22 protein-coding genes are annotated in these 19,850 nt (G+C 68.9%); 11 read left to right on the top strand and 11 right to left on the bottom strand.

The window, feature by feature from the left end; translation table 11 throughout:
* The first annotated feature begins 37 nt into the window (after positions 1-37).
* A complete protein-coding gene (locus tag AB0M48_RS44250) occupies positions 38-376 on the top strand; it encodes a DUF3099 domain-containing protein (RefSeq protein WP_363854948.1) in 339 nt (112 codons plus the stop codon).
* Positions 377-535: 159 nt separating this feature from the next.
* On the opposite strand, the gene AB0M48_RS44245 is transcribed toward AB0M48_RS44250, so the two are convergent.
* Complete coding sequence (locus AB0M48_RS44245) at positions 536-1,414, bottom strand: sugar kinase (protein ID WP_363854945.1); 879 nt, start codon at positions 1,412-1,414, stop codon at positions 536-538.
* The gene (locus AB0M48_RS44240; RefSeq protein WP_363854942.1) at positions 1,411-2,301 is read right to left on the bottom strand and encodes a pseudouridine-5'-phosphate glycosidase; all 891 of its coding nucleotides are present in this window, start codon (positions 2,299-2,301) and stop codon (positions 1,411-1,413) included. The genes AB0M48_RS44245 and AB0M48_RS44240 overlap by 4 nt, the downstream gene beginning before the upstream one ends.
* A 31-nt stretch (positions 2,302-2,332) precedes the next feature.
* Between AB0M48_RS44240 and AB0M48_RS44235 the strand changes: the two genes are divergently transcribed.
* Positions 2,333-2,584, top strand: coding sequence for a DUF3039 domain-containing protein (locus tag AB0M48_RS44235; protein ID WP_090006425.1), 252 nt, complete (start codon positions 2,333-2,335; stop codon positions 2,582-2,584).
* 154 nt (positions 2,585-2,738) lie between these two features.
* On the opposite strand, the gene AB0M48_RS44230 is transcribed toward AB0M48_RS44235, so the two are convergent.
* Positions 2,739-3,842, bottom strand: a complete 1,104-nt coding sequence (locus tag AB0M48_RS44230; RefSeq protein WP_363854938.1) for a YihY/virulence factor BrkB family protein — start codon at positions 3,840-3,842, stop codon at positions 2,739-2,741.
* A 141-nt stretch (positions 3,843-3,983) separates the two neighbouring features.
* Between AB0M48_RS44230 and AB0M48_RS44225 the strand changes: the two genes are divergently transcribed.
* Positions 3,984-5,669 (top strand): DEAD/DEAH box helicase, encoded by a 1,686-nt coding sequence (locus AB0M48_RS44225; protein WP_363855025.1) that lies wholly within the window; start codon positions 3,984-3,986, stop codon positions 5,667-5,669.
* A 7-nt stretch (positions 5,670-5,676) separates the two neighbouring features.
* Here the strand turns inward: AB0M48_RS44225 and AB0M48_RS44220 are convergent, their stop codons facing one another.
* Complete coding sequence (locus tag AB0M48_RS44220) at positions 5,677-6,465, bottom strand: class I SAM-dependent methyltransferase (RefSeq protein WP_363854935.1); 789 nt, start codon at positions 6,463-6,465, stop codon at positions 5,677-5,679.
* A gap of 246 nt (positions 6,466-6,711) precedes the next feature.
* Here AB0M48_RS44220 and AB0M48_RS44215 point away from each other — a divergent pair, with 246 nt between their 5' ends.
* The 4 genes from AB0M48_RS44215 (at position 6,712) to AB0M48_RS44200 (ending at position 11,302) form a co-directional block, all read left to right on the top strand.
* Positions 6,712-7,836, top strand: a complete 1,125-nt coding sequence (locus tag AB0M48_RS44215; protein WP_363854932.1) for a substrate-binding domain-containing protein — start codon at positions 6,712-6,714, stop codon at positions 7,834-7,836.
* A 76-nt stretch (positions 7,837-7,912) separates the two neighbouring features.
* Complete coding sequence (locus AB0M48_RS44210) at positions 7,913-8,686, top strand: ATP-binding cassette domain-containing protein (RefSeq protein WP_363854929.1); 774 nt, start codon at positions 7,913-7,915, stop codon at positions 8,684-8,686.
* Between the two features lie 20 nt (positions 8,687-8,706).
* Positions 8,707-10,143, top strand: coding sequence for an ABC transporter permease (locus AB0M48_RS44205; RefSeq protein ID WP_363854926.1), 1,437 nt, complete (start codon positions 8,707-8,709; stop codon positions 10,141-10,143).
* Between the two features lie 4 nt (positions 10,144-10,147).
* Positions 10,148-11,302, top strand: a complete 1,155-nt coding sequence (locus tag AB0M48_RS44200) for an ROK family protein (RefSeq protein WP_363854923.1) — start codon at positions 10,148-10,150, stop codon at positions 11,300-11,302.
* A gap of 61 nt (positions 11,303-11,363) precedes the next feature.
* Here the strand turns inward: AB0M48_RS44200 and AB0M48_RS44195 are convergent, their stop codons facing one another.
* The 3 genes from AB0M48_RS44195 to ppgK form a co-directional block, all read right to left on the bottom strand.
* Positions 11,364-11,543: a hypothetical protein gene (locus AB0M48_RS44195; RefSeq protein ID WP_030464836.1), complete on the bottom strand. Its 180-nt coding sequence runs from the start codon at positions 11,541-11,543 to the stop codon at positions 11,364-11,366.
* Positions 11,544-12,213: 670 nt separating this feature from the next.
* Positions 12,214-13,533, bottom strand: coding sequence for an RNA polymerase sigma factor (locus AB0M48_RS44190; protein ID WP_266042071.1), 1,320 nt, complete (start codon positions 13,531-13,533; stop codon positions 12,214-12,216).
* A 218-nt stretch (positions 13,534-13,751) separates the two neighbouring features.
* Positions 13,752-14,513 (bottom strand): polyphosphate--glucose phosphotransferase, encoded by a 762-nt coding sequence (ppgK, locus tag AB0M48_RS44185; RefSeq protein WP_363854918.1) that lies wholly within the window; start codon positions 14,511-14,513, stop codon positions 13,752-13,754.
* 117 nt (positions 14,514-14,630) lie between these two features.
* On the opposite strand from ppgK, the gene AB0M48_RS44180 reads away from it, so the two are divergent.
* Complete coding sequence (locus AB0M48_RS44180; protein WP_363854916.1) at positions 14,631-15,437, top strand: inositol monophosphatase family protein; 807 nt, start codon at positions 14,631-14,633, stop codon at positions 15,435-15,437.
* A gap of 84 nt (positions 15,438-15,521) precedes the next feature.
* Here AB0M48_RS44180 and AB0M48_RS44175 read toward each other — a convergent pair whose 3' ends face one another.
* Positions 15,522-16,064 (bottom strand): hypothetical protein, encoded by a 543-nt coding sequence (locus AB0M48_RS44175; RefSeq protein WP_363854913.1) that lies wholly within the window; start codon positions 16,062-16,064, stop codon positions 15,522-15,524.
* Positions 16,065-16,095: 31 nt separating this feature from the next.
* A complete protein-coding gene (gene cei / locus AB0M48_RS44170) occupies positions 16,096-16,818 on the bottom strand; it encodes an envelope integrity protein Cei (protein WP_363854911.1) in 723 nt (240 codons plus the stop codon).
* A gap of 421 nt (positions 16,819-17,239) precedes the next feature.
* Between cei and AB0M48_RS44165 the strand changes: the two genes are divergently transcribed.
* A complete protein-coding gene (locus AB0M48_RS44165; RefSeq protein WP_030474775.1) occupies positions 17,240-17,539 on the top strand; it encodes a DUF4193 domain-containing protein in 300 nt (99 codons plus the stop codon).
* 62 nt (positions 17,540-17,601) lie between these two features.
* On the opposite strand, the gene AB0M48_RS44160 is transcribed toward AB0M48_RS44165, so the two are convergent.
* Positions 17,602-18,063 (bottom strand): DUF3093 domain-containing protein, encoded by a 462-nt coding sequence (locus AB0M48_RS44160; RefSeq protein WP_319984446.1) that lies wholly within the window; start codon positions 18,061-18,063, stop codon positions 17,602-17,604.
* A gap of 24 nt (positions 18,064-18,087) precedes the next feature.
* Here AB0M48_RS44160 and dut point away from each other — a divergent pair, with 24 nt between their 5' ends.
* Positions 18,088-18,561, top strand: coding sequence for a dUTP diphosphatase (gene dut, locus AB0M48_RS44155; RefSeq protein WP_363854906.1), 474 nt, complete (start codon positions 18,088-18,090; stop codon positions 18,559-18,561).
* Positions 18,562-18,565: 4 nt separating this feature from the next.
* Positions 18,566-19,183, top strand: a complete 618-nt coding sequence (locus AB0M48_RS44150; RefSeq protein WP_363854903.1) for a DUF3710 domain-containing protein — start codon at positions 18,566-18,568, stop codon at positions 19,181-19,183.
* On the opposite strand, the gene AB0M48_RS44145 is transcribed toward AB0M48_RS44150, so the two are convergent.
* Positions 19,180-19,836: an alpha/beta hydrolase gene (locus AB0M48_RS44145; RefSeq protein WP_363854900.1), complete on the bottom strand. Its 657-nt coding sequence runs from the start codon at positions 19,834-19,836 to the stop codon at positions 19,180-19,182. The genes AB0M48_RS44150 and AB0M48_RS44145 overlap by 4 nt on opposite strands.
* Positions 19,837-19,850: the final 14 nt, after the last annotated feature.

Raw genomic sequence — 19,850 nt, 5'->3', positions numbered from 1 at the left:
ACGTCACTCGGACGTGGGACTATGTAGGGCGTAGCCGATGGAAGTTGGACGAGGTGGTGTCGTGAGCAGTCCCGACCGGACCGACACCCCGGTGTTGATCACCGAGGCGGCTCCTTCCTACGAAGAACAGCACGCCGCCCGGCGCCGCAAATACGCGATCATGATGAGCCTGCGCTTCCCGTGCCTCATCCTCGCGGCGCTGTTCGCCCACACGTGGTGGCTGGCCCTGTTCTTCATCGTGCTGTCCGTGCCGCTGCCGTGGATGGCCGTGCTGATCGCGAACGACCGGCCGCCTCGCAAGACCGAGAAGGCCAACCGCTACGAGGTCGAGCGCCGCGCCATCGCCCCGAAGAGCACCACCGTCATCGACGGCTGAACTGCTGAAACCCGCTCGATCCGACAGCGGCTCGCCGCCGTCTCAGCCTTTGCAATGAGTCTTTTGACTTCGTCCGCAAACGTTTTTTGCGTCCGGTGGTGCCAGGCCGAGGCAACCGATATATCAGTTGGAAACTGATATATCGGTTGAGGCAGGAGGTCAGCGGGGCGGCTGGGCACCCACGACGCTGACCGCGCGAGAGCCCGCGCGGACGCCGCCGAGAAGGGCGTCGATCTTGGACGCCCCGGACAGCCAGGCCGCGAGGAAGCCCGCGTCGAAGGCGTCGCCGGCGCCGGTTGAGTCGATGCACTCGGTGACTTCAGCGGGAACTGAGATCAGCTCGTCGGCGTCGACCCACGTCGCGCCGTCAGGGCCCGAGGTCACCACGACCGCACCGACGTGGGAGAGCAGCGACTTCGCCGACGACGGTTCCGAGGAGCCGGTGAGGGCGAGAAGCTCATCGGCGTTGGGTAGCAGGAAGTCGACACCGCGCACGTCCGCCAGGAACGCCTCAGGCGAGTGGATCAGGACGGCTGCCTGGGGGTCCACGGACGTCGTCCAGCCCGCGGCGCGGGCGGCGTCGAGCACGGCCAGGCCGGCGGGGCGTGAGGTGGCGTCGAGCAGAACGTAGCCGGAGAGGTGCAGGTGGCCGTGGGGCTCGGTGAGCAGGCCGGGGGCTAGGTCCGCGGGGGAGAAGCGCGCGTTCGCGCCGCGGTCGGGGAGCATCGAGCGCTGACCGTCCTCGTCGACCAGGACGACCACGCAGCAGGTCGCCAGGTCCTGGTCGACCGCGAAGGCGCACTGGACGCCCGCCGAGGTCAGTTCGGCGTGGACCTGGCGGCCGGCCGAGTCGGCGCCCACGCGGGCCACCAGGACCGGCGAGGCGCCGCAGGCCGCGAGCCACACCGCCGTGTTGGCGCCGGCACCGCCCGGCTCGATGGTGACCTTGGCGCGGACGTCGCCGCCGTGGGCGATGGGGCCGGCGTGGCGGGCCACCACGTCGAGGCCCGCGTCGCCGACCACGACCACCGGCCTCACTGGAACAGCTCGACTGCGACGGCGGCGGCCACGGAGACGTTGCTGACGACGAGTTCCTCGTTGGCGTCGAGGCTGACGCCGGCGCTCGCGGTGTGGAAGTGCTCCAGCAGGACGGGGGTGACGTCCTTGCCGCGCACGTCCTGGTCGACGAGCTTCTGCAGGCCCTCGGCGAGCAGGCGGTCGTGCAGGGCGGAGTCCATCTCGAAGGCGGCCGGGATCGGGTTGGCCAGGATCATGCCGCGGCCACCGGCCGCGAACACGGCCGCGGCCTCGGCGGGGGTCTCGACCCGCCACGACAGGCCGAACTCCGACTCGCGGCGGTAGAAGGCGGGGAAGCGCGAGGTCCGGTAGCCGATGACCGGCACCGAGCGGGTTTCGAAGACCTCCAGGGTCGCGCCCATGTCCAGGATCGACTTCACGCCCGAGCAGACGATCAGCACCGGCGTCGTCGCCACCACGTCGAGGTCGGCGGACACGTCCCACGTCTCGCGCGCGCCGCGGTGCACGCCACCGAGACCGCCGGTCCCGAAGACGCGGATGCCCGCCTGGTGGGCGAGGGCCGTCGTGGAGGCCACGGTCGTCGCGCCGCTGGCGCCCAGGGCGTAGGCGGGGCCGAGGTCGCGCAGCGAGAGCTTCACGAGGTCACCCGCGGTGCAGACGCGGTCCAGCTCGGACGAGGAGAGACCGATGCGCGGCACGCCGTCGAGCACGGCGATCGTGGCGGGGACCGCGCCGGCTTCCCGCACCACCTCCTCCAGGCGTGCGGCGACCGTCAGATTGCGCGGCGCGGGCAGGCCGTGGGACAGGATCGTGCTCTCGAGAGCGACGACGGGCCGGTTCTCGGCCAGTGCGGTGGCAACTTCATCGGCGATGTGCAGCGTGGTCACGAGGGGACATCATCCCAGGTACCCTGGGCGGGTGAGCACCCAGACTCTTCCCGAGGTCGACGTACGGCCGGATGAGACCGACCAGTCCTCGGACGACACGCCGAAGATGTTCCACTACGTGCGCAAGGCGAAGATCGCCGAGAGCGCCGTGATGGGAACGCATGTGGTCGCGCTCTGCGGAGAGGTCTTCCCGGTCACGCGGTCGCCGAAGCCCGGTTCGCCGGTGTGCCCGGACTGCAAGAAGATCTACGAGAACCTCCCGCCCGGCGGCGACGGCGACTAGTCGCCCCCAGTAGCTTTCCGGCGCCCGCCGCCTCGAGATGGCTCGAGGCGGCGGGCGTTGCTGTCTCGAATCGACGTGGGGGAGCTCGCAGGGAGGTCGTGTGCCCGGTCCTCACGGAGGACTTCCCGAGTGAGGACTACGAGGTGACGGCTGCCTAGCCGCGCTGCTTCTCTTCCTCCGAGTGAGACCGCTGCTCCTGGATCTCCATCGGCGTCGTCAGCTGCGTGTCCGCGGGGGAGGGCGCCGAGTACTCCGCGTTGTGGTTCTCCTGCTGGGGCGCGGCGGCCTCGGAACGGATGCGGGACGCCGCGCGCTCCATCTCGAGCCTGCGCCAGCGGCGGCGCTGGCGGCGGGTCATGCGGGCCGGCCACATGTCCTGGACGGCGCTGTTGAAGTACGCGCCGATCGTGATCGCCAGGCCGATGAAGAACACGAACAGCAGGAACGCGATCGGCGTCGCCAGCGCGCCGTAGGTGTAGCCGGTGGTGGTGATCCACTGGATGTACAGGCGCAGGCCGATGGACGACAGGATGAAGAAAGCCATCGCGAGGATCGCGCCGGGCAGCACGCGGTGGTACGGCAGCCTTCGCGGCAGCGCGACCTTGTAGAGCATCGACAGCGAGAGCACCAGCAGCAGCGCCACGCCGGGGTAGTAGAACCGGCCGACCCACGTCGTGATGTACGGCTGCCAGGACGCCGGGAAGAGCTCCGGCAGGATGTCCGGGCCCAGCGCCAGCACCGGCAGGCCGATCACCAGCGCGACCAGTGACACCAAGTAGAGCAGCAACGCGAAGAACCGTTGCCACACCTCGTTGCGCACGCCGTACTGGCCGTGGGCGACCGTGATCGCGTCGACGAACGACGACATGGCCGATGATCCCGCCCACAGCGAGATCAGGAAACCGATGGAGACGATCTCGCCCTTGCCGGTCGAGAGGATCTCCGCGACGGTCGGCTGGATCACGCCGTTGACGACGTCCGCGCTGAAGATCGTCCGGGTGAACCCGATGATCTTCTCCTGGACGGACAGGACGATCTCGGGGCCGAACCAGGTGCCGATCCAGCCCATCGAACCCAGCACGCCGAGCAGCAGTGGAGGGAACGACAGGGTCTGCCAGAACGCGGCTTCGGCGGCTTCTGAGAAGATGTTGTGCTGCCACGCCTTCGACAACGTGCGCGCGAGTAGACGCAGCGGCCCCTTGCGGCCGGACCTGCGCGCGTCGTTCTCGGAAGGCGAACCCATCGCAGTGACAAGCATGGTGCATACCGCCACGTTTCGCGGCATCGACGCCCGGAACAGGTAGAGTCGCAGTGCCCTCGGCCACGGTCTGCTTGAGGGTACTGCCATGTTTGATCTGCATAAATGAGGAGAAACACGTCTGTGACAGCGACAGCAGCAATGCGACCGCTGCGGGCATGGCAGCGGCGCGCGCTGACCAAGTACCTCGCCGTCAAACCCAAGGACTTCCTCGCCGTCGCGACGCCGGGCGCGGGCAAGACGACCTTCGGGCTCCGCGTTGCCGCCGAGTTGCTGGCCGACAGGACGATCGAGGCCGTCACGATCGTCACGCCCACCGAGCACCTCAAGCACCAGTGGGCGAAGGCGGCAGCCGAGCAGGGCATCCACATCGACTCGAACTTCCGCAACACCAACGCGATGACCTCCCGCGACTACCACGGTGTGGCCGTCACGTACGCGCAGGTCGCCGCCCATCCGACGCTGCACCGGGTGCGCACCGAGAACCGCAAGACGCTCGTGCTGCTCGACGAGGTGCATCACGGCGGTGATGCCAAGTCGTGGGGTGATGCGATCCGCGAGGCGTTCACGCCCGCGGTCCGCCGTCTGTGCCTCACCGGCACGCCGTTCCGCTCGGACGACTCGCCGATCCCGTTCGTCACCTACGAAGAGGGTTCCGGCGGCTTCAAGACGTCCAAGGCCGATCACACCTACGGGTACGCCGACGCGCTGCGCGACGGCGTGGTCCGGCCCGTGCTCTTCCTGGCGTACTCGGGTGAGGCGTCGTGGCGGACCAGCGCGGGCGAGGAGTACACGGCACGCCTGGGCGAGCCGCTGACGCAGGAGCAGACCGCGCGGGCGTGGCGCACGGCGCTCGACCCGGCCGGTGACTGGATGGCGTCCGTGCTGCGTGCCGCCGACCAGCGCCTGACGCAGAAGCGGGAGAACGGCCTGCCCGACGCGGGCGGCCTGGTGATCGCCACCGACCAGACCGTCGCGAAGGCCTACGCGCAGGTGCTGCAGCGCGTCACGGGCCAGATCCCCACGCTCGTCCTGTCCGACGACCCGAAGGCGTCCGGCAAGATCGCCGAGTTCTCGGCGACGAACGAACGCTGGATGATCGCCGTCCGCATGGTGTCCGAGGGCGTCGACGTGCCGCGGCTCGCCGTCGGCGTGTACGCGACGTCGTCGTCGACGCCGCTGTTCTTCGCCCAGGCCATCGGCCGCTTCGTGCGCAACCGGAAGCCCGGCGAGACGGCGACCGTGTTCCTGCCCTCAGTGCCGGTGCTGCTGCAGCTCGCGTCCGAGCTGGAGGCCGAGCGCGACCACGTCCTGGGCAAGCCGCACCGCGAGAAGGACGGCTGGGACGACGAGCTGATGGCCGCGGCCAACGCGGTCAAGGACGAACCCGGCGAGGACGAACGCGCCTTCACGGCCCTGGGCACCACGGCCGAGCTCGATCAGGTGATCTACGACGGCTCGTCGTTCGGCGCCCCGACCCACGCCGGCTCCGAGGAGGAGCAGGAGTACCTCGGCCTGCCGGGGCTGCTCGCGCCGGACCAGGTGCGCACCCTGCTGCTCCAACGCCAGGAGGAGCAGATGGCGTCGGCCGCCAAGCGGCCCAAGCCCGAGGTCGCCGTGCGCGAGGCACGGCCCGTGGGTGTGCAGGAACGCCTCACGTCACTGCGCAAGGAGCTCAACACCCTCGTCGCGATGCACCACCACCGCACGAAGAAGCCGCACGGCAAGATCCACAACCAGCTGCGCGAGTACTGCGGTGGGCCACCCACGGCGATGGCCACGATCGAACAGCTCGAAGAACGGATCGCGACCCTGCGTTCGTGGTAGCGATGAGTCAGGTGCGCGTGATGGCGACGGCCAGCGTGCTGTAGCGCATCGTGAGCTCGCCGCCGATCGCGTCGATCGCGCCGCCGACGTCGTCGAGGAGTTCCGTGCCCTGCTCGGTGCTGAGCAGGGCCATCGGGCTCATGGTGCGCATCAGGTCGAGGTAGCCGGCCGTCGTGAAGGTCCGCTCCCAGTCCGCCTGCCACTGCTCGGCGTGGGAGAACGCGCCGGTGGCGGCGAACGCCTCGGCGGTGCGCACGCAGCCCGACCGGTAGGACTCGGACGCCTCGTCGTAGGAATGACCGATCCGGTGCGGCAGCTGCGGCGCCACTTTCTCGTACGCCGCGACGAAGGCGTCGGCGATCGGCTCCGGCGTCCCGAACACGTGCCACAGCGCCACGAACACCCCGCCCGGCCGCAACACCTGGGCGGCGTGTGCCGGGCCCGCCTCCTGGTCGACCCAGTGCCACGACTGCCCGGCGACGACGGCGTCGAACTCGCGACCGGCGGGGTCCCAGGCCTCGAACTTCGAGACCTCGACGGTCACTCCGGTGCCGCGCGCGAAGCCGGCCATCCGCTCGTCGTGCTCCACGCCGAGCACGTCCATGCCGGCCGCCCGCAATTGCCGCGACAGGACGCCGGTGCCGCACCCGACCTCGACCACCCGAGGCCCTGGGCTCGCCGCGACGAGCCTGTCGATCAGCTCCTGCGGGTAGGCAGGCCGGGTGCGGTCGTAGCGCGCCGCCTCGGCCCCGAACGAGAGCGCCAGTCTTTCGGCGGCTTCCTTGTAGATGGTCATGCACCCAACCTAGGGATGTCCGGGAGGTGACGGCCGGGTGTTCGCCGCGAGCGATGTCCGATACATCGCCGTTGTAATCAGTAGCGCGGTGGTAACGCTCTCATGACCCTCCGTGACTAAATGTCGGCACGGTTACCGCATCGTTGCGACTTAATCGATCCAGTGTGGTTCCGGTCACGCATATGTCGGGCATACGTTGTGCGCCACAACATTCTCTGTGACACAGCGCAGTGAAAGGGATGGCGGATGCGCAGCAAGACTCTCGCTTCCATCGCTGTTACCGCGGGCCTCGCCCTGGCGGTTACGGCGTGCGGCGCCAACACGTCCTCCAACACCGGAGGAAGCACCAACACGAACTCTGGCAGCGGCACGGGCGCGAAGGTCGGCGTGATCCTGCCCGAGACCGCCTCCTCCGCGCGCTGGGAGGGCTTCGACAAGCCGCTCCTCGAGGCCGCTCTGAAGAAGGAGGGGCTCGACCCCGACATCCAGAACGCGCAGGGCGACGTCCAGAAGTTCAGCACCCTGGCCGACGGCATGATCAACGCCGGCGTCAAGGTCCTGATCATCGCCACGCCCAACAGCGAGGTCGGTGCCTCCGTCGCCAAGAAGGCGCAGGCCCAGGGCATCCAGGTCATCGACTACGACCGCCTGAACACCGGCGGCTCCTCGTCCTACTACGTGTCGTTCGACAACGTGAAGGTCGGCGAGCTGCAGGGCCAGGGTCTCGCGGACGCGATGAAGGCCGCCCCGCAGGGTGCGAACGTCATCGAGATCGAGGGCGCGCCCACGGACAACAACGCGACCCTGTTCCACCAGGGCCAGCAGAAGGTCCTCAAGCCGCTCTACGACTCGGGCAAGCTCAAGCTGGTCCAGTCCCAGCCGATCGACAACTGGGACAACCAGAAGGGTGGTCAGGTCTTCGAGCAGATCCTGACCGGCAACGGCGGCAAGGTCGACGGCGTCGTCGCCGCGAACGACGGCCTCGCCGGCGCCGTGATCACGATCCTCAAGAAGGTCGGCCTCAACGGCAAGGTCCCGGTCACCGGTCAGGACGCCACCCCGGACGGCCTGCAGGCCGTGCTCCGCGGTGACCAGTACATGACCGTCTTCAAGCCCATCAAGGACGAGGCCGAGGCCGCCGCCAAGCTGGCCGGTGCTCTCGCCAAGGGCGACACCGCCGCGGCCGACGCGCTCGCGTCCGCCACGACGGACGACAGCAAGGGCAACCGCAAGGTCAAGTCCGTCCTGCTGTCCGCCCAGCTGATCACGAAGGACAAGGTCAAGTCCGTCGTGGACGCCGGCTTCGTCAAGGCGTCGGAGATCTGCGTGGCCGACACCCAGGCCGCCTGCACCGAGCTCGGCATCAAGTAAGACCGCTCGCGACGAGGGCGGGGTGCGCTTTGCCGCACCCCGCCTCTCGTCACGTGTAACCCCGGAGGAAAACCCAGTGAGCGAGCCGATTCTCGAGCTGCGCGGCATCAACAAGAGCTTCGGTCCCGTGCACGTCCTGCACGACATCGACCTCGACGTCAACCCCGGCGAGGTCACCGCCCTCGTCGGCGACAACGGCGCGGGCAAGTCGACGCTGGTCAAGTGCATCGCGGGCATCCACCCCACCGACTCCGGTGAGGTCCTGTTCAACGGCGAGCCGGTGCACATCAAGGGCCCGCGCGACGCCGCGGATCTCGGGATCGAGGTCGTCTACCAGGACCTCGCACTGGCCGACAACCTCGACATCGTCCAGAACATGTTCCTCGGCCGCGAGCGCACCAAGGGTGGCCTGCTCGACGAGACCGACATGGAACAGGCGGCACGCAAGACCCTGGCGTCGCTGTCGGTGCGCACGGTCAAGTCGGTGCGCACGCAGGTCTCGTCGCTGTCCGGTGGTCAGCGCCAGACCGTGGCGATCGCCAAGGCCGTGCTGTGGAACAGCAAGGTCGTGCTGCTCGACGAGCCCACCGCCGCCCTCGGCGTCGCCCAGACGCGGCAGGTCCTCGACCTGGTCCGCCGGCTGGCGGAGCAGGGCTTGGGCGTCGTCCTGATCAGCCACAACATGAACGACGTGTTCGAGGTCGCCGACAAGATCGCGTGCCTCTACCTCGGCCGCATGGCCGCTGTCGTGGGGTCGAAGGACGTCACGCACGGCCAGGTCGTCGAGCTGATCACCGCCGGTCGTTCCGGTGACCTGGGCATCGCCCGCCCCGAGGCGGCGACGATCTGATGAGTTCCGAAGAGGCGAGCATGACCGACACCACCGAAACGCACGAGCACGACCACGAGACGCCCCCGCAGGGCGCCATCTCCGACTTCGGCATCGACACGACGTCCCAGTCCACGGGCGAAGCGGTGCGCGACTACTGGGCCAGGGTCCGCGGCGGCGAGCTCGGCTCGCTGCCCGCGCTGCTCGGGCTCGTCGTGCTGCTCATCGTGTTCAGCGCGTTGTCCCCCACGTTCTTCACCCTCGGCAACCTCGCCAACCTGCTCCAGCAGGGCGCCAGCATCACCATCATCGCGATGGGCCTGGTGTTCGTGCTGCTGCTCGGCGAGATCGACCTGTCCGCCGGTACCGCGTCCGGTGTGACGGCAGCGGTGATGGCACTGCACCTCATCAACAACGGCAACCTGCTCGGCGGCATGGGCGACACGGTGTTCTACGTGTTCTGCGGCCTGCTGGTGCTCGCGATCGTGCTCGCGGCGATCATGAAGATCTGGGCGGGTGCCGTGCTGTCGGCCATCGCCCTGGTCATCGCCGCCGTCGGCATCCCCGCGAACGCCTGGCTGGAGATGCTGCTCGCGGTCTGCGTCGGCGCGGCCATCGGCTCCATCACGGGCTTCCTGGTCGCGAAGGTCGGCATCCCGTCGTTCGTCGTGACCCTGGCGCTGTTCCTCGTCTGGGGCGGTGTCGTGCTGCAGTTCATCGGTGACGGCGGCACGCTCGGCCTGCGCGACGACACGATCTTCAACGTCGCCAACGGCAACCTGAACTTCGTCGGTTCCTGGGTGCTGTTCGTCGTCGCCGTCGGCGGCTACGCGGCGGTCGTGCTGACGCGGCACTTCTCGCGGCTGCGCAAGGGACTCGTGGCCCAGCCGACGTCGCTGGTGCTGGCCAAGATCGGCGCCCTCGCGGTGCTGGCCGCCGTCATCACCTACGCGCTCTCGCTGAACCGGGCGCCGAGCAACCTCGTGATCATCGAGGGCGTGCCGTACGTGGTGCCGCTGGTGCTCGTGCTGCTCGTGATCGGCACCTTCGTGCTCGACCGCACCAGCTACGGTCGCCACGTGTACGCCGTCGGTGGCAACAAGGAAGCCGCCCGCCGTGCCGGTATCAACGTCGAGCGCATCCGGATGAGCGTGTTCGTGATCGCCTCGTCGGCGGCCGCGATCGGCGCGATCGTGTACTCGTCGAAGGTCGGCTCCGTCGACCCGAACGCCGGTGGCGGCAACACGCTGCTGCTGTCGGTCGGTGCGGCCGTCATCGGTGGCACGTCGCTGTTCGGCGGCAAGGGCCGGCTGCGCGACGCGGTCATCGGTGGCGCGGTGCTCGCGATCATCCAGAACGGCATGGGCCTGCTCAAGCAGCCCGCCGCCGTCGTGTTCATCGTGACCGGTCTCGTCCTGCTGCTCGCCGCGAGCGTCGACGCGTTGTCCCGCCGCCGGGCGGCCACCGCGGCTCGATGACGCGGTGACCGGTCCCACGTCCGGCACCCGTCCCGACGAGATCCGCAGGCACAACAGGACGGCGCTGCTGCGCCGCCTGCACATCGACGGACCGTCCACCAGGGCGTCGCTCGCGGCTGAGCTCGGCCTCAACCGCAGCACGATCAAGGCCCTGGTGGACGGCCTCGCCGAAGCCGGTGTCGTCGCCGAACGCGTGCCCGCTCTGCGCAGCGGAGCGGGCCGCCCGTCGCTGCTCGTGCTGCCCCAGCCGAACGCCGCCGTCGTCATCGCGATCGACGTGCGCGTCGAGCACGTGGCGATGGGGTTCGTCGGCCTCGGCGGGGAGATCCTCGGGCGGGACAGCTGGAACCTGCACCGGACACGTGATCCGGGGGAGGTCATCACGCACATCGTCGAGTCGGCGCGCCTCATGGCCGACGATCTCGACGCCACCGCGGTCGGGGTGGGCGTCTCGGTGCCCGGTGTCGTGCGACGCGCCGACGGGCACGTCCACGAGGCGCCCAACCTGCACTGGACCGGTGTCGCGCTCGGCAAGCGCCTGGAGGCGGTGCTGAAGCTGCCCGTCCAGGTCGGCAACGACGCGGAACTCGGTGCCCTGGCCGAGCACGTGCGCGGTGCGGCCCGTGAGTCCTCGGACATGGTCTACATCTCCGCGGACGTCGGCGTCGGCGGAGGGGTGATCCTGTCCGGGCAGCCGTTGCGCGGCTCCGGCGGTTACGTCGGCGAACTCGGGCACATGGTGGTCAACCCGCGCGGCCGGCGGTGCTACTGCGGCTGTGACGGCTGCTGGGAGACTGAGGTGGGCGAACCGGCGCTGTGCCGGGCGCTCGGCCTTCCCGACGACGCTCCGCGAGGCGCCGTCGTCGCGGCGCTGCGGGCGCTGGACGACCCGTCGGTGCTCGACGAGTTCGCCGGCTGGCTCGCGCTGGGGCTCGCGAACATCGTCAACGTCCTCGGCCCGGAGCTGGTCGTGCTCGGCGATCTCTACACGGCACTGCCGGCGTCCGTCGTCGACGCCGTGAGCTCCGCCGTGCAGGTCCGCAGTCTCGTCTCCCGCGCGGTCGGCGGCACCCAGGTCGTGACGTCACCCCTGGGCCGCGACGCGAAGCTCATCGGAGCGGCTGAGCTGGCCTTCGAGCCCGTGCTGGACGCCATCTAGAAAGCGAAGGGGGCGGAGACCCAGAAGGATCTCCGCCCCGAGCGGCTAGGTGGGGTGGAAGTCAGCCCTGCTGAATTTCAGCAGCGAGCTCGCGCAGTTTTTCGCTGTGTGCGCGGGAGTGGTGCCCGCAGAACAGCAGCTCGCCCCCGGACGGGAGAACGGCGCGAACCTGGGCAGCAGCCCCGCAGCGGTCGCAGCGGTCGGCAGCGGTCAACTCGGGGCGGGTGAGTGCTGCAGTCATGATGGATCTCCCTCCGTCCCAGCACCGGAAACGGTGTGTTTCGGTGCCCTCTTACCAAGCTGCGACCACAGCGCCCCTGGCCGGTGCGCGGTGCTCGCTGGCTCCACTCTGACAGACGTTTCGGCGATAGTCAGTGTTCCCGTGTACGTGGCGACTCGCGTCACTATGCGATTTACCCGCCTGCAGCACGCCCACACATGTATTTGCCACCGGTTCACCGCCTTGACACGCACGCTGAGCGACCGGAAACCCGCTGGTGGAGCAGTGTGTTCGGGCCATTCGGTCGGTTGCGTGCGACCGGGAGTGTGATATCGGTTGCCTTTGTCCGCCCTCCGCGAACAGGTCACGAACGTCCCACGATTCGGACGCGGAACCGTGATCAAATCCTGGTCGAAAGTGTGCTTCAGGCCTCTCCGTTCGACCCGCGAGGGCCGCGCTGATCGCTCAGGCGGCGTGCCTCACAGCCTCTCTCACGGCCCTGGCGCTGCGGCGGTTGGAGACGCCTGCCGCGCCACCTTCAGAACGCTGGAGCAGGCTCTCAGGCCCGTTTTCGGCATCGCGCAGCGGTCAGCGTGAAAGCCCTTTCGAGCACGGAAGCATGAGTATTCGAAAAACAGAACAGCCCCGCACCGAACCGGTGCGGGGCTGTCTGCGTATGACCGGGTAAGACCTAGTCGAGGTAGTCGCGCAGGACCTGCGAACGCGACGGGTGACGCAGCTTCGACATCGTCTTGGACTCGATCTGGCGGATGCGCTCACGCGTCACGCCGTAGACCTGGCCGATCTCGTCCAGGGTGCGCGGTTGGCCGTCGGTGAGGCCGAAGCGCAGCCGGACGACGCCCGCCTCACGCTCGGACAGCGTCGCGAGCACGGACTGCAGCTGGTCCTGCAGCAGCGTGAACGAGACGGCGTCGACGGCGACGACGGCCTCGGAGTCCTCGATGAAGTCGCCGAGCTGGCTGTCGCCCTCGTCGCCGATCGTCTGGTCCAGCGAGATGGGCTCACGCGCGTACTGCTGGATCTCCAGCACCTTCTCGGGCGTGATGTCCATTTCCTTGGCGAGCTCCTCCGGGGTGGGCTCGCGGCCCAGGTCCTGGAGCAGTTCGCGCTGGATGCGACCGAGCTTGTTGATGACCTCGACCATGTGCACCGGGATGCGGATGGTGCGGGCCTGGTCGGCCATCGCGCGGGTGATCGCCTGACGGATCCACCAGGTGGCGTACGTGGAGAACTTGTAGCCCTTGGTGTAGTCGAACTTCTCGACCGCGCGGATCAGGCCCAGGTTGCCCTCCTGGATCAGGTCCAGGAACGCCATGCCGCGGCCGGTGTAGCGCTTGGCCAGCGACACGACGAGGCGGAGGTTCGCCTCGAGCAGGTGGTTCTTGGCGCGCTCGCCGTCGCGGACGATCCAGCGCAGGTCACGGCGCAGCTGCGGCGTGAGCTTCTCCGCTTCCTCCTCGGAGCGGCGCACGCGCTCGGCGGCGTAGAGACCCGCCTCGATGCGCTTGGCGAGCTCGACCTCCTCCTCGGCGTTGAGGAGGGCGACCTTGCCGATCTGCTTGAGGTAGGCGCGGACCGAGTCGGCCGAGGCGGTGAGCTCCGCGTCCTTGCGCGCCTGGCGCAGGGCCTCGGACTCCTCCTCGTCCCAGACGAAGTCACCCTTGTTCTCGGGGTCCTCCGCCTCCTCGGGCTCGTCCACGACGGGCTCGTCGACGATCTCGACGTCCTCGACCAGGTCCTCGGCGCCAGGAGCGCCTTCCATGTCCTCGGGGTCGTCGCCGTCCTTCTTGGCGGTGCCCTTCGCGGCAGGATCGGCCTTGCCGGCCGTCTTGCGCGGGGCCTTGGCGCCGGCTGCGGGCTTCTTCGCTGCCGCAGCGGTCGTCTTGCGCTTCGGCTTCTCCTCGGCCTCGCCGGCCGCGGTCGCCTTGGTGGTCTTGGCGGCGCTCGCGGCGGAGCTGGAGCGTCGGGTTGCGGTTTCTGCGGCTGCCACGTACGCCCTTTCGCGACGGTCGTTCAAGGCAAACCGGAGGGCGCGAAACCTCGGTCGCCAGAGTTCGGGGGATCTCCCCGCCGATCTTGCTTGGCGGGTGTGCGTTCCATTGTAACGACGTCCGTGACGCGGTGTTGCGCCCCGAGGTGCTTCGAGGCGCTCTCACCTGCGTTCCCGCAGCTAGATCGAGTCGGACACGTTTCGGTGTCGAACGCTCACTACGGCCTGACACCGTGCGCGGCGGCCCATGCGGCGCCCACGATGCCGGCGTCGTTCTTCAGCGCCGCGGCGACCACTTCGGTGCGGACTTCGAGCAACGGCAACCACTTGTGCGCCTTCTTGCTCACACCGCCACCCGCGATGACGAGGTCGGGCCAGATGAGGTCCTCGAGCACGTTGATGTACCGCGTGACCCGCGGAGTCCACTCCTCCCAGGACAGGTCCTTCTCCTCCTTCACGGAGGCGGCCGCGCGCGTTTCCGCGTCGTGCCCGTCGACCTGGAGGTGGCCGAACTCGGTGTTCGGGACGAGCTTGCCGTCGAGGAACACCGCACTGCCGATGCCCGTGCCGAACGTCAGCAGGACCACGGTGCCGTTCTTGCCCACGCCCGCGCCGAACGTCATCTCCGCGATGCCGGCCGCGTCCGCGTCGTTCATCACGACGATGTCCTCGGGCTTGCGCTTGAGGCGCGCGGCGAAGAGCTGCTGGGCGTCGCAGTTGATCCAGCCCTTGTCCACGTTCGCGGCGCTGAGGGCGACACCGTGCTTGACCACGCACGGCAGCGTGATGCCGACCGGACCGTCCCACTGGAACTTCTCGACGATCTCCGCGACGACCTCCGCCACCGCTTCCGGCGTCGAAGGCTGGGGCGTGGGGATCCGCAAGCGTTCGCCGTCCAGTGCTCCTGCTTCGAGGTCGACCAGGCCGCCCTTGACGCCCGAGCCGCCGATGTCCACACCGAACCCGCGGGTGATGCCCATCCCCGTGGTCCTTCCTACTAGATCCAGCTGGTTTCGATTCAGTACACCTGTGGTGCGCAGACATTAGCCTGACGGTGTCCGATAGTCCCGTGCTAGTGACGCAGGAGGGAACCGGTCGTGTTCGATCCCCGGCCACTCGTCGACATCGCGACGGCGATCGGACGAGAAGCGGGTGCCCTTGTTCAGCGCATGCGCGCTTCCGCCGTCGTCTCGTTCGACACCAAGAGCACCTCTACAGACGTGGTGACCGCAGCTGACCGCGCCTCAGAACAACTCGTCCGGACGCGTCTGTCCGAGTTGCGCCCCGGCGAGCCCGTGCTCGGCGAGGAGGAGGGCGGCCTCGACGGTCCTGCTGCCGTCGAAGGCTTGACGTGGGTCGTCGACCCCATCGACGGCACCGTGAACTACCTCTACGGAATCCCCTGGTACTCGGTCTCGATCGCAGCGCAGCTCGACGGCGAGTCCGTCGCGGGCGCGGTGTTCGAGCCCGCCACCGGCCGCATGTGGACCGCCGCACGCGGGTACGGCTCGTTCCTGGACGGTTCGCCGTTGCGCGTCTCGGCGACGACGGACCTGTCTCTCTCGTTGCTGGGATACGGCTTCGCGTATCGGCCGGAACGTCGTCAGCGGCAGGCCGCCGCGTGGGCCGGCATGGCCACGCGAGTGCGTGACCTCAGGCGCGCCGGCGCGGCGTCGCTCGACCTGTGCTCGGTAGCCGCCGGACGGCTCGACGCCTACGCGGAGCACGGGCTGGGGCGCTGGGACTGGGCCGCCGGCGGACTGATCGCCGCGGAGGCCGGTGCGGTCGTGCGGCTGCCCGGATCGTCCCCCGAACTCGGGCAGGACGCGACGTTCGCCGCCGCACCCGGCATCGCCGACGAGATGTACGACGCCCTCGTCGAGTCGGGCTTCGGCAAGGTCTGACCCGCAGGTCAGAGCGCTAATATATTGGTTGTGCAAAAGACGTTTGCGGTCGTCCGCAAACGTCTTTTGCATAAGGGGCCCGAATCAACGTTGAATCAACGTTGATTCGGGGAGGCCCGTCAACGTGGACAGCAGGGTGACGACCTGGCGCACGTCCGGCACGTGGATCAGCTCGGCGACCGTCCCGTTGCCGTAGCCGTCGGGCATGATCCGCCGGTCGAGCCTGATGTGCCCGGAGCCGTCCGGTTCTTCGGTGAAGGACAAGTTGTCGATGTCGGCGAGCTTCACCGACCGCGCCCGCCTTCCAGGAATGGACACGACGCGTTGGTCGGTGACGTAGTAGGTCGTGCGACGCAGCGTCCGGTAGCGCCAGAGGAACGGCTCGGCCAGATAGAGAAGATCGAGCACGGCGAACGCGCCGCACACCAGCAGGGCGGTGGACCAGTCGGCGAAGAAGCCCGTCCACCCGTGCGTCAGGAAGGCCAGCCCCGCTATGAGCGCGATCTTGACGGCGCCGAACTTGAGGCTGAACCGGATCCACTTCAGGTCCAGCCTCAGGAAGACCGAGTGATGTGCCGGCTCGCCCTGCCACAGGACGCGCTCGTCCGGACGAAGATCTACCCCCATGCGCGCAAGGTAGCGCGCGGCCTTGCGGAAGTCAGCAGGTCACGTCGCGTGCGCCGGCCAGGTTGTCGGCGTTGAGCGTCGGCGGGGTGGCCGCGGCGACCTGACCGCCCTGCTGCTCCGGCTGCTGCGCCGCCCACTCGCTGAGCTGGTCGAGGATCTTGCGCGCGCTGCTGTTCGGCTTGACCTCGTCGAACTTCTTGCCGATCGCGATGTCGACGGTGGCGTCCTGCCGGTCGTCGCGCACGAGTTCCAGGCACGGCTCCAGCAGCGACAGCGTCCTGGCCGCCGACGCGCCGGGCGCGCCGAAGCGGATCTGGCCGCGACAGGTCATGTCGCCCGCCGGGTAGATCGCGTCGTTGCCGGGGTCGGCCGCCTGCTTCAGGCCCAGTTCGGTGAACATCGTCGCGACGGCCTTGGCGTGGTTGCGCTGCGTCGAGGCGTTCACGACCTTGAAGTTGACCTCGCCGACCGGCACCGGGTTCGTGCGGTCCAGCGCGTCGTGCTCCAGGACGGTGCCCAGCGGCGGTGCCTGCGGCTGCGGCGTCGAGGCCGCGGCCGGATCCGCCGCGCCGGTGACCGATGTCGTGACGTTGCCGGGCGCGTTGCACTTGATGGCCGCGTCCACGTCGCTCGCGTTGCCGAGCACCTTCACCCACACGAACACGGAACTGACCAACAGCACCGCGAACAGGACGAGCGCGGGCACGGGCCGACGCCTCTTGTAAGGCGTCAAGCTCCCCGATGCGGATCCCACGTTCGAAGCCCTCCCCGTGATCCGTCCCTGAGATCAGCCTAGGCCCAACCCGGCTGATGCGCGCCCTGGCGGGCGTGACCCACTGCACCCTCCTGATTGCTCACAGTCAGGACGGTACCGGCCCGGCGCCAGGTTGCACGCCACGGCACACGTGCTCCCGCACAGGGTATCGGTCCAGCGTAGAAAGGTTGTGTCACCCGTCCGGTCGGTAAGGGGTAACCCGATGTTGAGCCACTCGGGCAATGAGCTACCCTCTGCGCGCTCCGCACACATTTCGATCAAGCCGACGGTCACGTCAAGGGGGTTGGCTTGCCCGCCGGGTGTGGGAGACCTACGTCACCTTGACGTGGGGCACAAAAGAGGTCGCTGGAGCGTTAACCAGCGACACGAACAGTCTCCGTAGACCGCAGGGGTGAAGAAGATGGCGACCGACTACGACGCGCCGCGTCGCAGCGAGGCGGACGAACTCGCTGAGGACTCCCTCGAGGAGTTGAAAGCCCGGCGGAACGAGACGCAGTCCGGCGTCGTCGACGTCGACGAGGACGCGAGCGCGGAGAACTTCGAGCTTCCGGGCGCCGACCTGTCCGGTGAGGAGCTCACGTTCAAGGTCCTGCCCAAGCAGGCCGACGAGTTCACGTGCTCGAAGTGCTTCCTGGTGCACCACCGCAGCAGGCTCGCCGAGGACAACGGCGGCACGTACATCTGCCGGGACTGCGCCTGAGTTCAGTCCGCTGGAGAAAGAACTGGGCGCTCACCCTCACGGGTGGCGCCCAGTTGTGTTTCTCAGGACTTGATCGCGGCGGCGAGCTCGTCGGGACGACGCGTGCTGATCACCCAGTAGGGCGTCGGGTCCTCCGGGTCGTTCACGCGCACCCGCACGAGCGGCTTGACCCAGCCCCGGTGCACGACGAACGCCGCGGGGTCCAGTTCGCGGCCCATGGTCCGGCGGCGGTCCTCGGGAGCGATGATCTCGACGTCGCCGAGCAGCTCCAGCGGGATGTGCGCGTCACCCGCGCGCAGCTCTCCGTCGGCGACCTCCACCTTCGTGGACCCCATCTTCGCGATCAGGGCGGCCGTCAGCGGGAGCAGGATCACGTACGGCAGCCAGGACCTGACGCCGGGGAAGCCCATGTGCACCTCGGCGGCCAGCAGCGCGGCCGCGAGCAGCGGCAGCGGCCAGATCCACCACGTCACGTACAGGCGTTCGCGGAAGGTCGTAGTGGCGGTCACGGCAGTCTCACTCACGTCGTCAGGGTAATCTCGGCCGCCGTGTCCAGCGTCGAGGTGTTGCTGACCCGGCTCGATCCGGGGGTTCCCGTGCCCGCCTACGCCCGTGATGGCGACGCGGGCGCAGATCTGGTCACCACGTCGGACGTGGTCATTCCACCAGGAGAGCGCGCCGTGGTCGGCACCGGTGTCGCCATCGCGCTGCCCGACGGGTTCGCGGGCTTCGTCCACCCGAGGTCGGGCCTGGCCGCCCGGGCCGGGCTGAGCGTGGTGAACACGCCGGGCACGATCGACTCCGGCTACCGCGGTGAGATTCGCGTTTGCCTCGTGAACCATGATCTCCGGGAGCCGATCGTGCTGTCGCGGGGCGACCGGATCGCGCAGCTCGTGGTGCAACGCGTCGAGCACGCGGTGTTCCGGGAGGTGACCGAGTTGCCGGAGACGGAACGCGGTGCGGAAGGCTATGGCTCGACCGGCGGGCACGTGGTGCTCGCCCGGATGAAGGCGGAGGGGTAGGGGCATGTTCGGAAGGCGCCGCAAGCGCGGTCGTCACTCCTCGGGGGCGGTCGAGACCGGTCCGGAGCACGACGAGGTCTTCGACGACGTCGAGGGCCCGTGGGACTCGACGGTCGCTCCCCAGGACGACGTGGAGCGGCTGGACCTGGGATCGGTGCTGCTGCCGATGCCGGACGAGGCCCAGTTGCAGGTCGAGATGGACCAGCAGAACGGCTCCGTGCGCGCCGTGCACGTCCTTACGTCCGTCGGCCAGCTGACGGTCAGCGCGTTCGCCGCGCCGAAGTCCGGTGGCCTGTGGCGGGAGGTCGGCGCCGAGCTGATCGAGGGTCTCAAGGAGGACGGCGCCCGCATCAACCGCGAGAACGGCGAGTGGGGCGAGGAGATCACCGCGCGCAACCAGGGCGTGCAGATCCTCTTCGTCGGCGTCGACGGCCCGCGCTGGATGCTGCGCGGTGTCGCGGCCGGCCCCGAGGAGCACTTCGAGCAGAACTCGCAGGCGTTGCGCGAGATGTTGCGCGGCACCGTGGTCGTGCGCGGTGAGCAGCCGATGCCGCCCCGCACCCCGCTGCCGGTCGAGCTGCCGGAAGCGATCGCCCGGCACATCCAGCAACAGCAGGGCTAACGCGCCTGCTGCCACGCCTGCACCGCACGCCCCAACGCGTGCGGGTAGGCGTCCAGCGTCGTGGTGACGAGCACGGCGCGTGGGATGGCTTCGGCCCATGCCCGCGCGACCACGATCGGGTGCACCGGGTCATCGGTGCACCCGACGATGCCCGTCGGCACGTTCAGCGACTTCAGCTCGTCGAGGGTGGGCGCCAGCGATTCGGCGGCTTCTTCGAGATGCGGCACGAGTTCGTCGCCGTAGCCGTGCCATGCCCTCGTCAGTTCGTCGTGCAGCCAGCCGGTCGTGCCGGCGAGCGCCGTCGTGAGGCCCTGGGTCCGGACGATCTGCGCGCTCGCCTTGGCCGCCAGCGCCGCGGGTGCCTCGTCCGGAGCGCCGGTCCACGCAGGTAGCGCCAGGATCAAGCCCGCGCACCGCTCCGGGTTGGCCACCGCCCACCTCGCGGCGACGTGCGCGCCCAGCGAAACACCACCTACCACGATCGGGTGGCTTGCCGGGGCATTTTCAAGGGCCGTCAACCGTTCACTGAGTGTGCGGACACGTGGTGCGGTGAGAACGGCACCGACCTGCGACAACGGCTCGGTGAACACCGAACGGACGAACACCTCGTCAGAGGCGGTTCCGGGCAGCAGAAGCACAGTCTCGGCAGGCACGCCCAAGATTGTCG

Source organism: Lentzea sp. NPDC051208, from assembly GCF_040682435.1.
In the GTDB taxonomy this organism is placed as follows: domain Bacteria; phylum Actinomycetota; class Actinomycetes; order Mycobacteriales; family Pseudonocardiaceae; genus Lentzea; species Lentzea kristufekii.
Note: the sequence above shows the minus strand (reverse complement) of the source record. Positions and strands in the feature narration are given on the sequence as shown.

What these genes read in the sequence shown, in the direction of transcription:
- AB0M48_RS44250 (WP_363854948.1), top strand. Translation starts at nt 38, where the DNA reads ATGGAAGTTGGACGAGGTGGTGTCGTGAGCAGTCCCGACCGGACCGAC.
- AB0M48_RS44225 (WP_363855025.1), top strand. Translation starts at nt 3,984, where the DNA reads ATGCGACCGCTGCGGGCATGGCAGCGGCGCGCGCTGACCAAGTACCTC.
- AB0M48_RS44175 (WP_363854913.1), bottom strand. Translation starts at nt 16,064, where the DNA reads ATGGGGGTAGATCTTCGTCCGGACGAGCGCGTCCTGTGGCAGGGCGAG.
- ppgK (WP_363854918.1), bottom strand. Translation starts at nt 14,513, where the DNA reads ATGGGCATCACCCGCGGGTTCGGTGTGGACATCGGCGGCTCGGGCGTC.
- AB0M48_RS44205 (WP_363854926.1), top strand. Translation starts at nt 8,707, where the DNA reads ATGACCGACACCACCGAAACGCACGAGCACGACCACGAGACGCCCCCG.
- AB0M48_RS44150 (WP_363854903.1), top strand. Translation starts at nt 18,566, where the DNA reads ATGTTCGGAAGGCGCCGCAAGCGCGGTCGTCACTCCTCGGGGGCGGTC.
- AB0M48_RS44165 (WP_030474775.1), top strand. Translation starts at nt 17,240, where the DNA reads ATGGCGACCGACTACGACGCGCCGCGTCGCAGCGAGGCGGACGAACTC.
- AB0M48_RS44220 (WP_363854935.1), bottom strand. Translation starts at nt 6,465, where the DNA reads ATGACCATCTACAAGGAAGCCGCCGAAAGACTGGCGCTCTCGTTCGGG.
- AB0M48_RS44215 (WP_363854932.1), top strand. Translation starts at nt 6,712, where the DNA reads ATGCGCAGCAAGACTCTCGCTTCCATCGCTGTTACCGCGGGCCTCGCC.
- AB0M48_RS44230 (WP_363854938.1), bottom strand. Translation starts at nt 3,842, where the DNA reads ATGCTTGTCACTGCGATGGGTTCGCCTTCCGAGAACGACGCGCGCAGG.
- AB0M48_RS44195 (WP_030464836.1), bottom strand. Translation starts at nt 11,543, where the DNA reads ATGACTGCAGCACTCACCCGCCCCGAGTTGACCGCTGCCGACCGCTGC.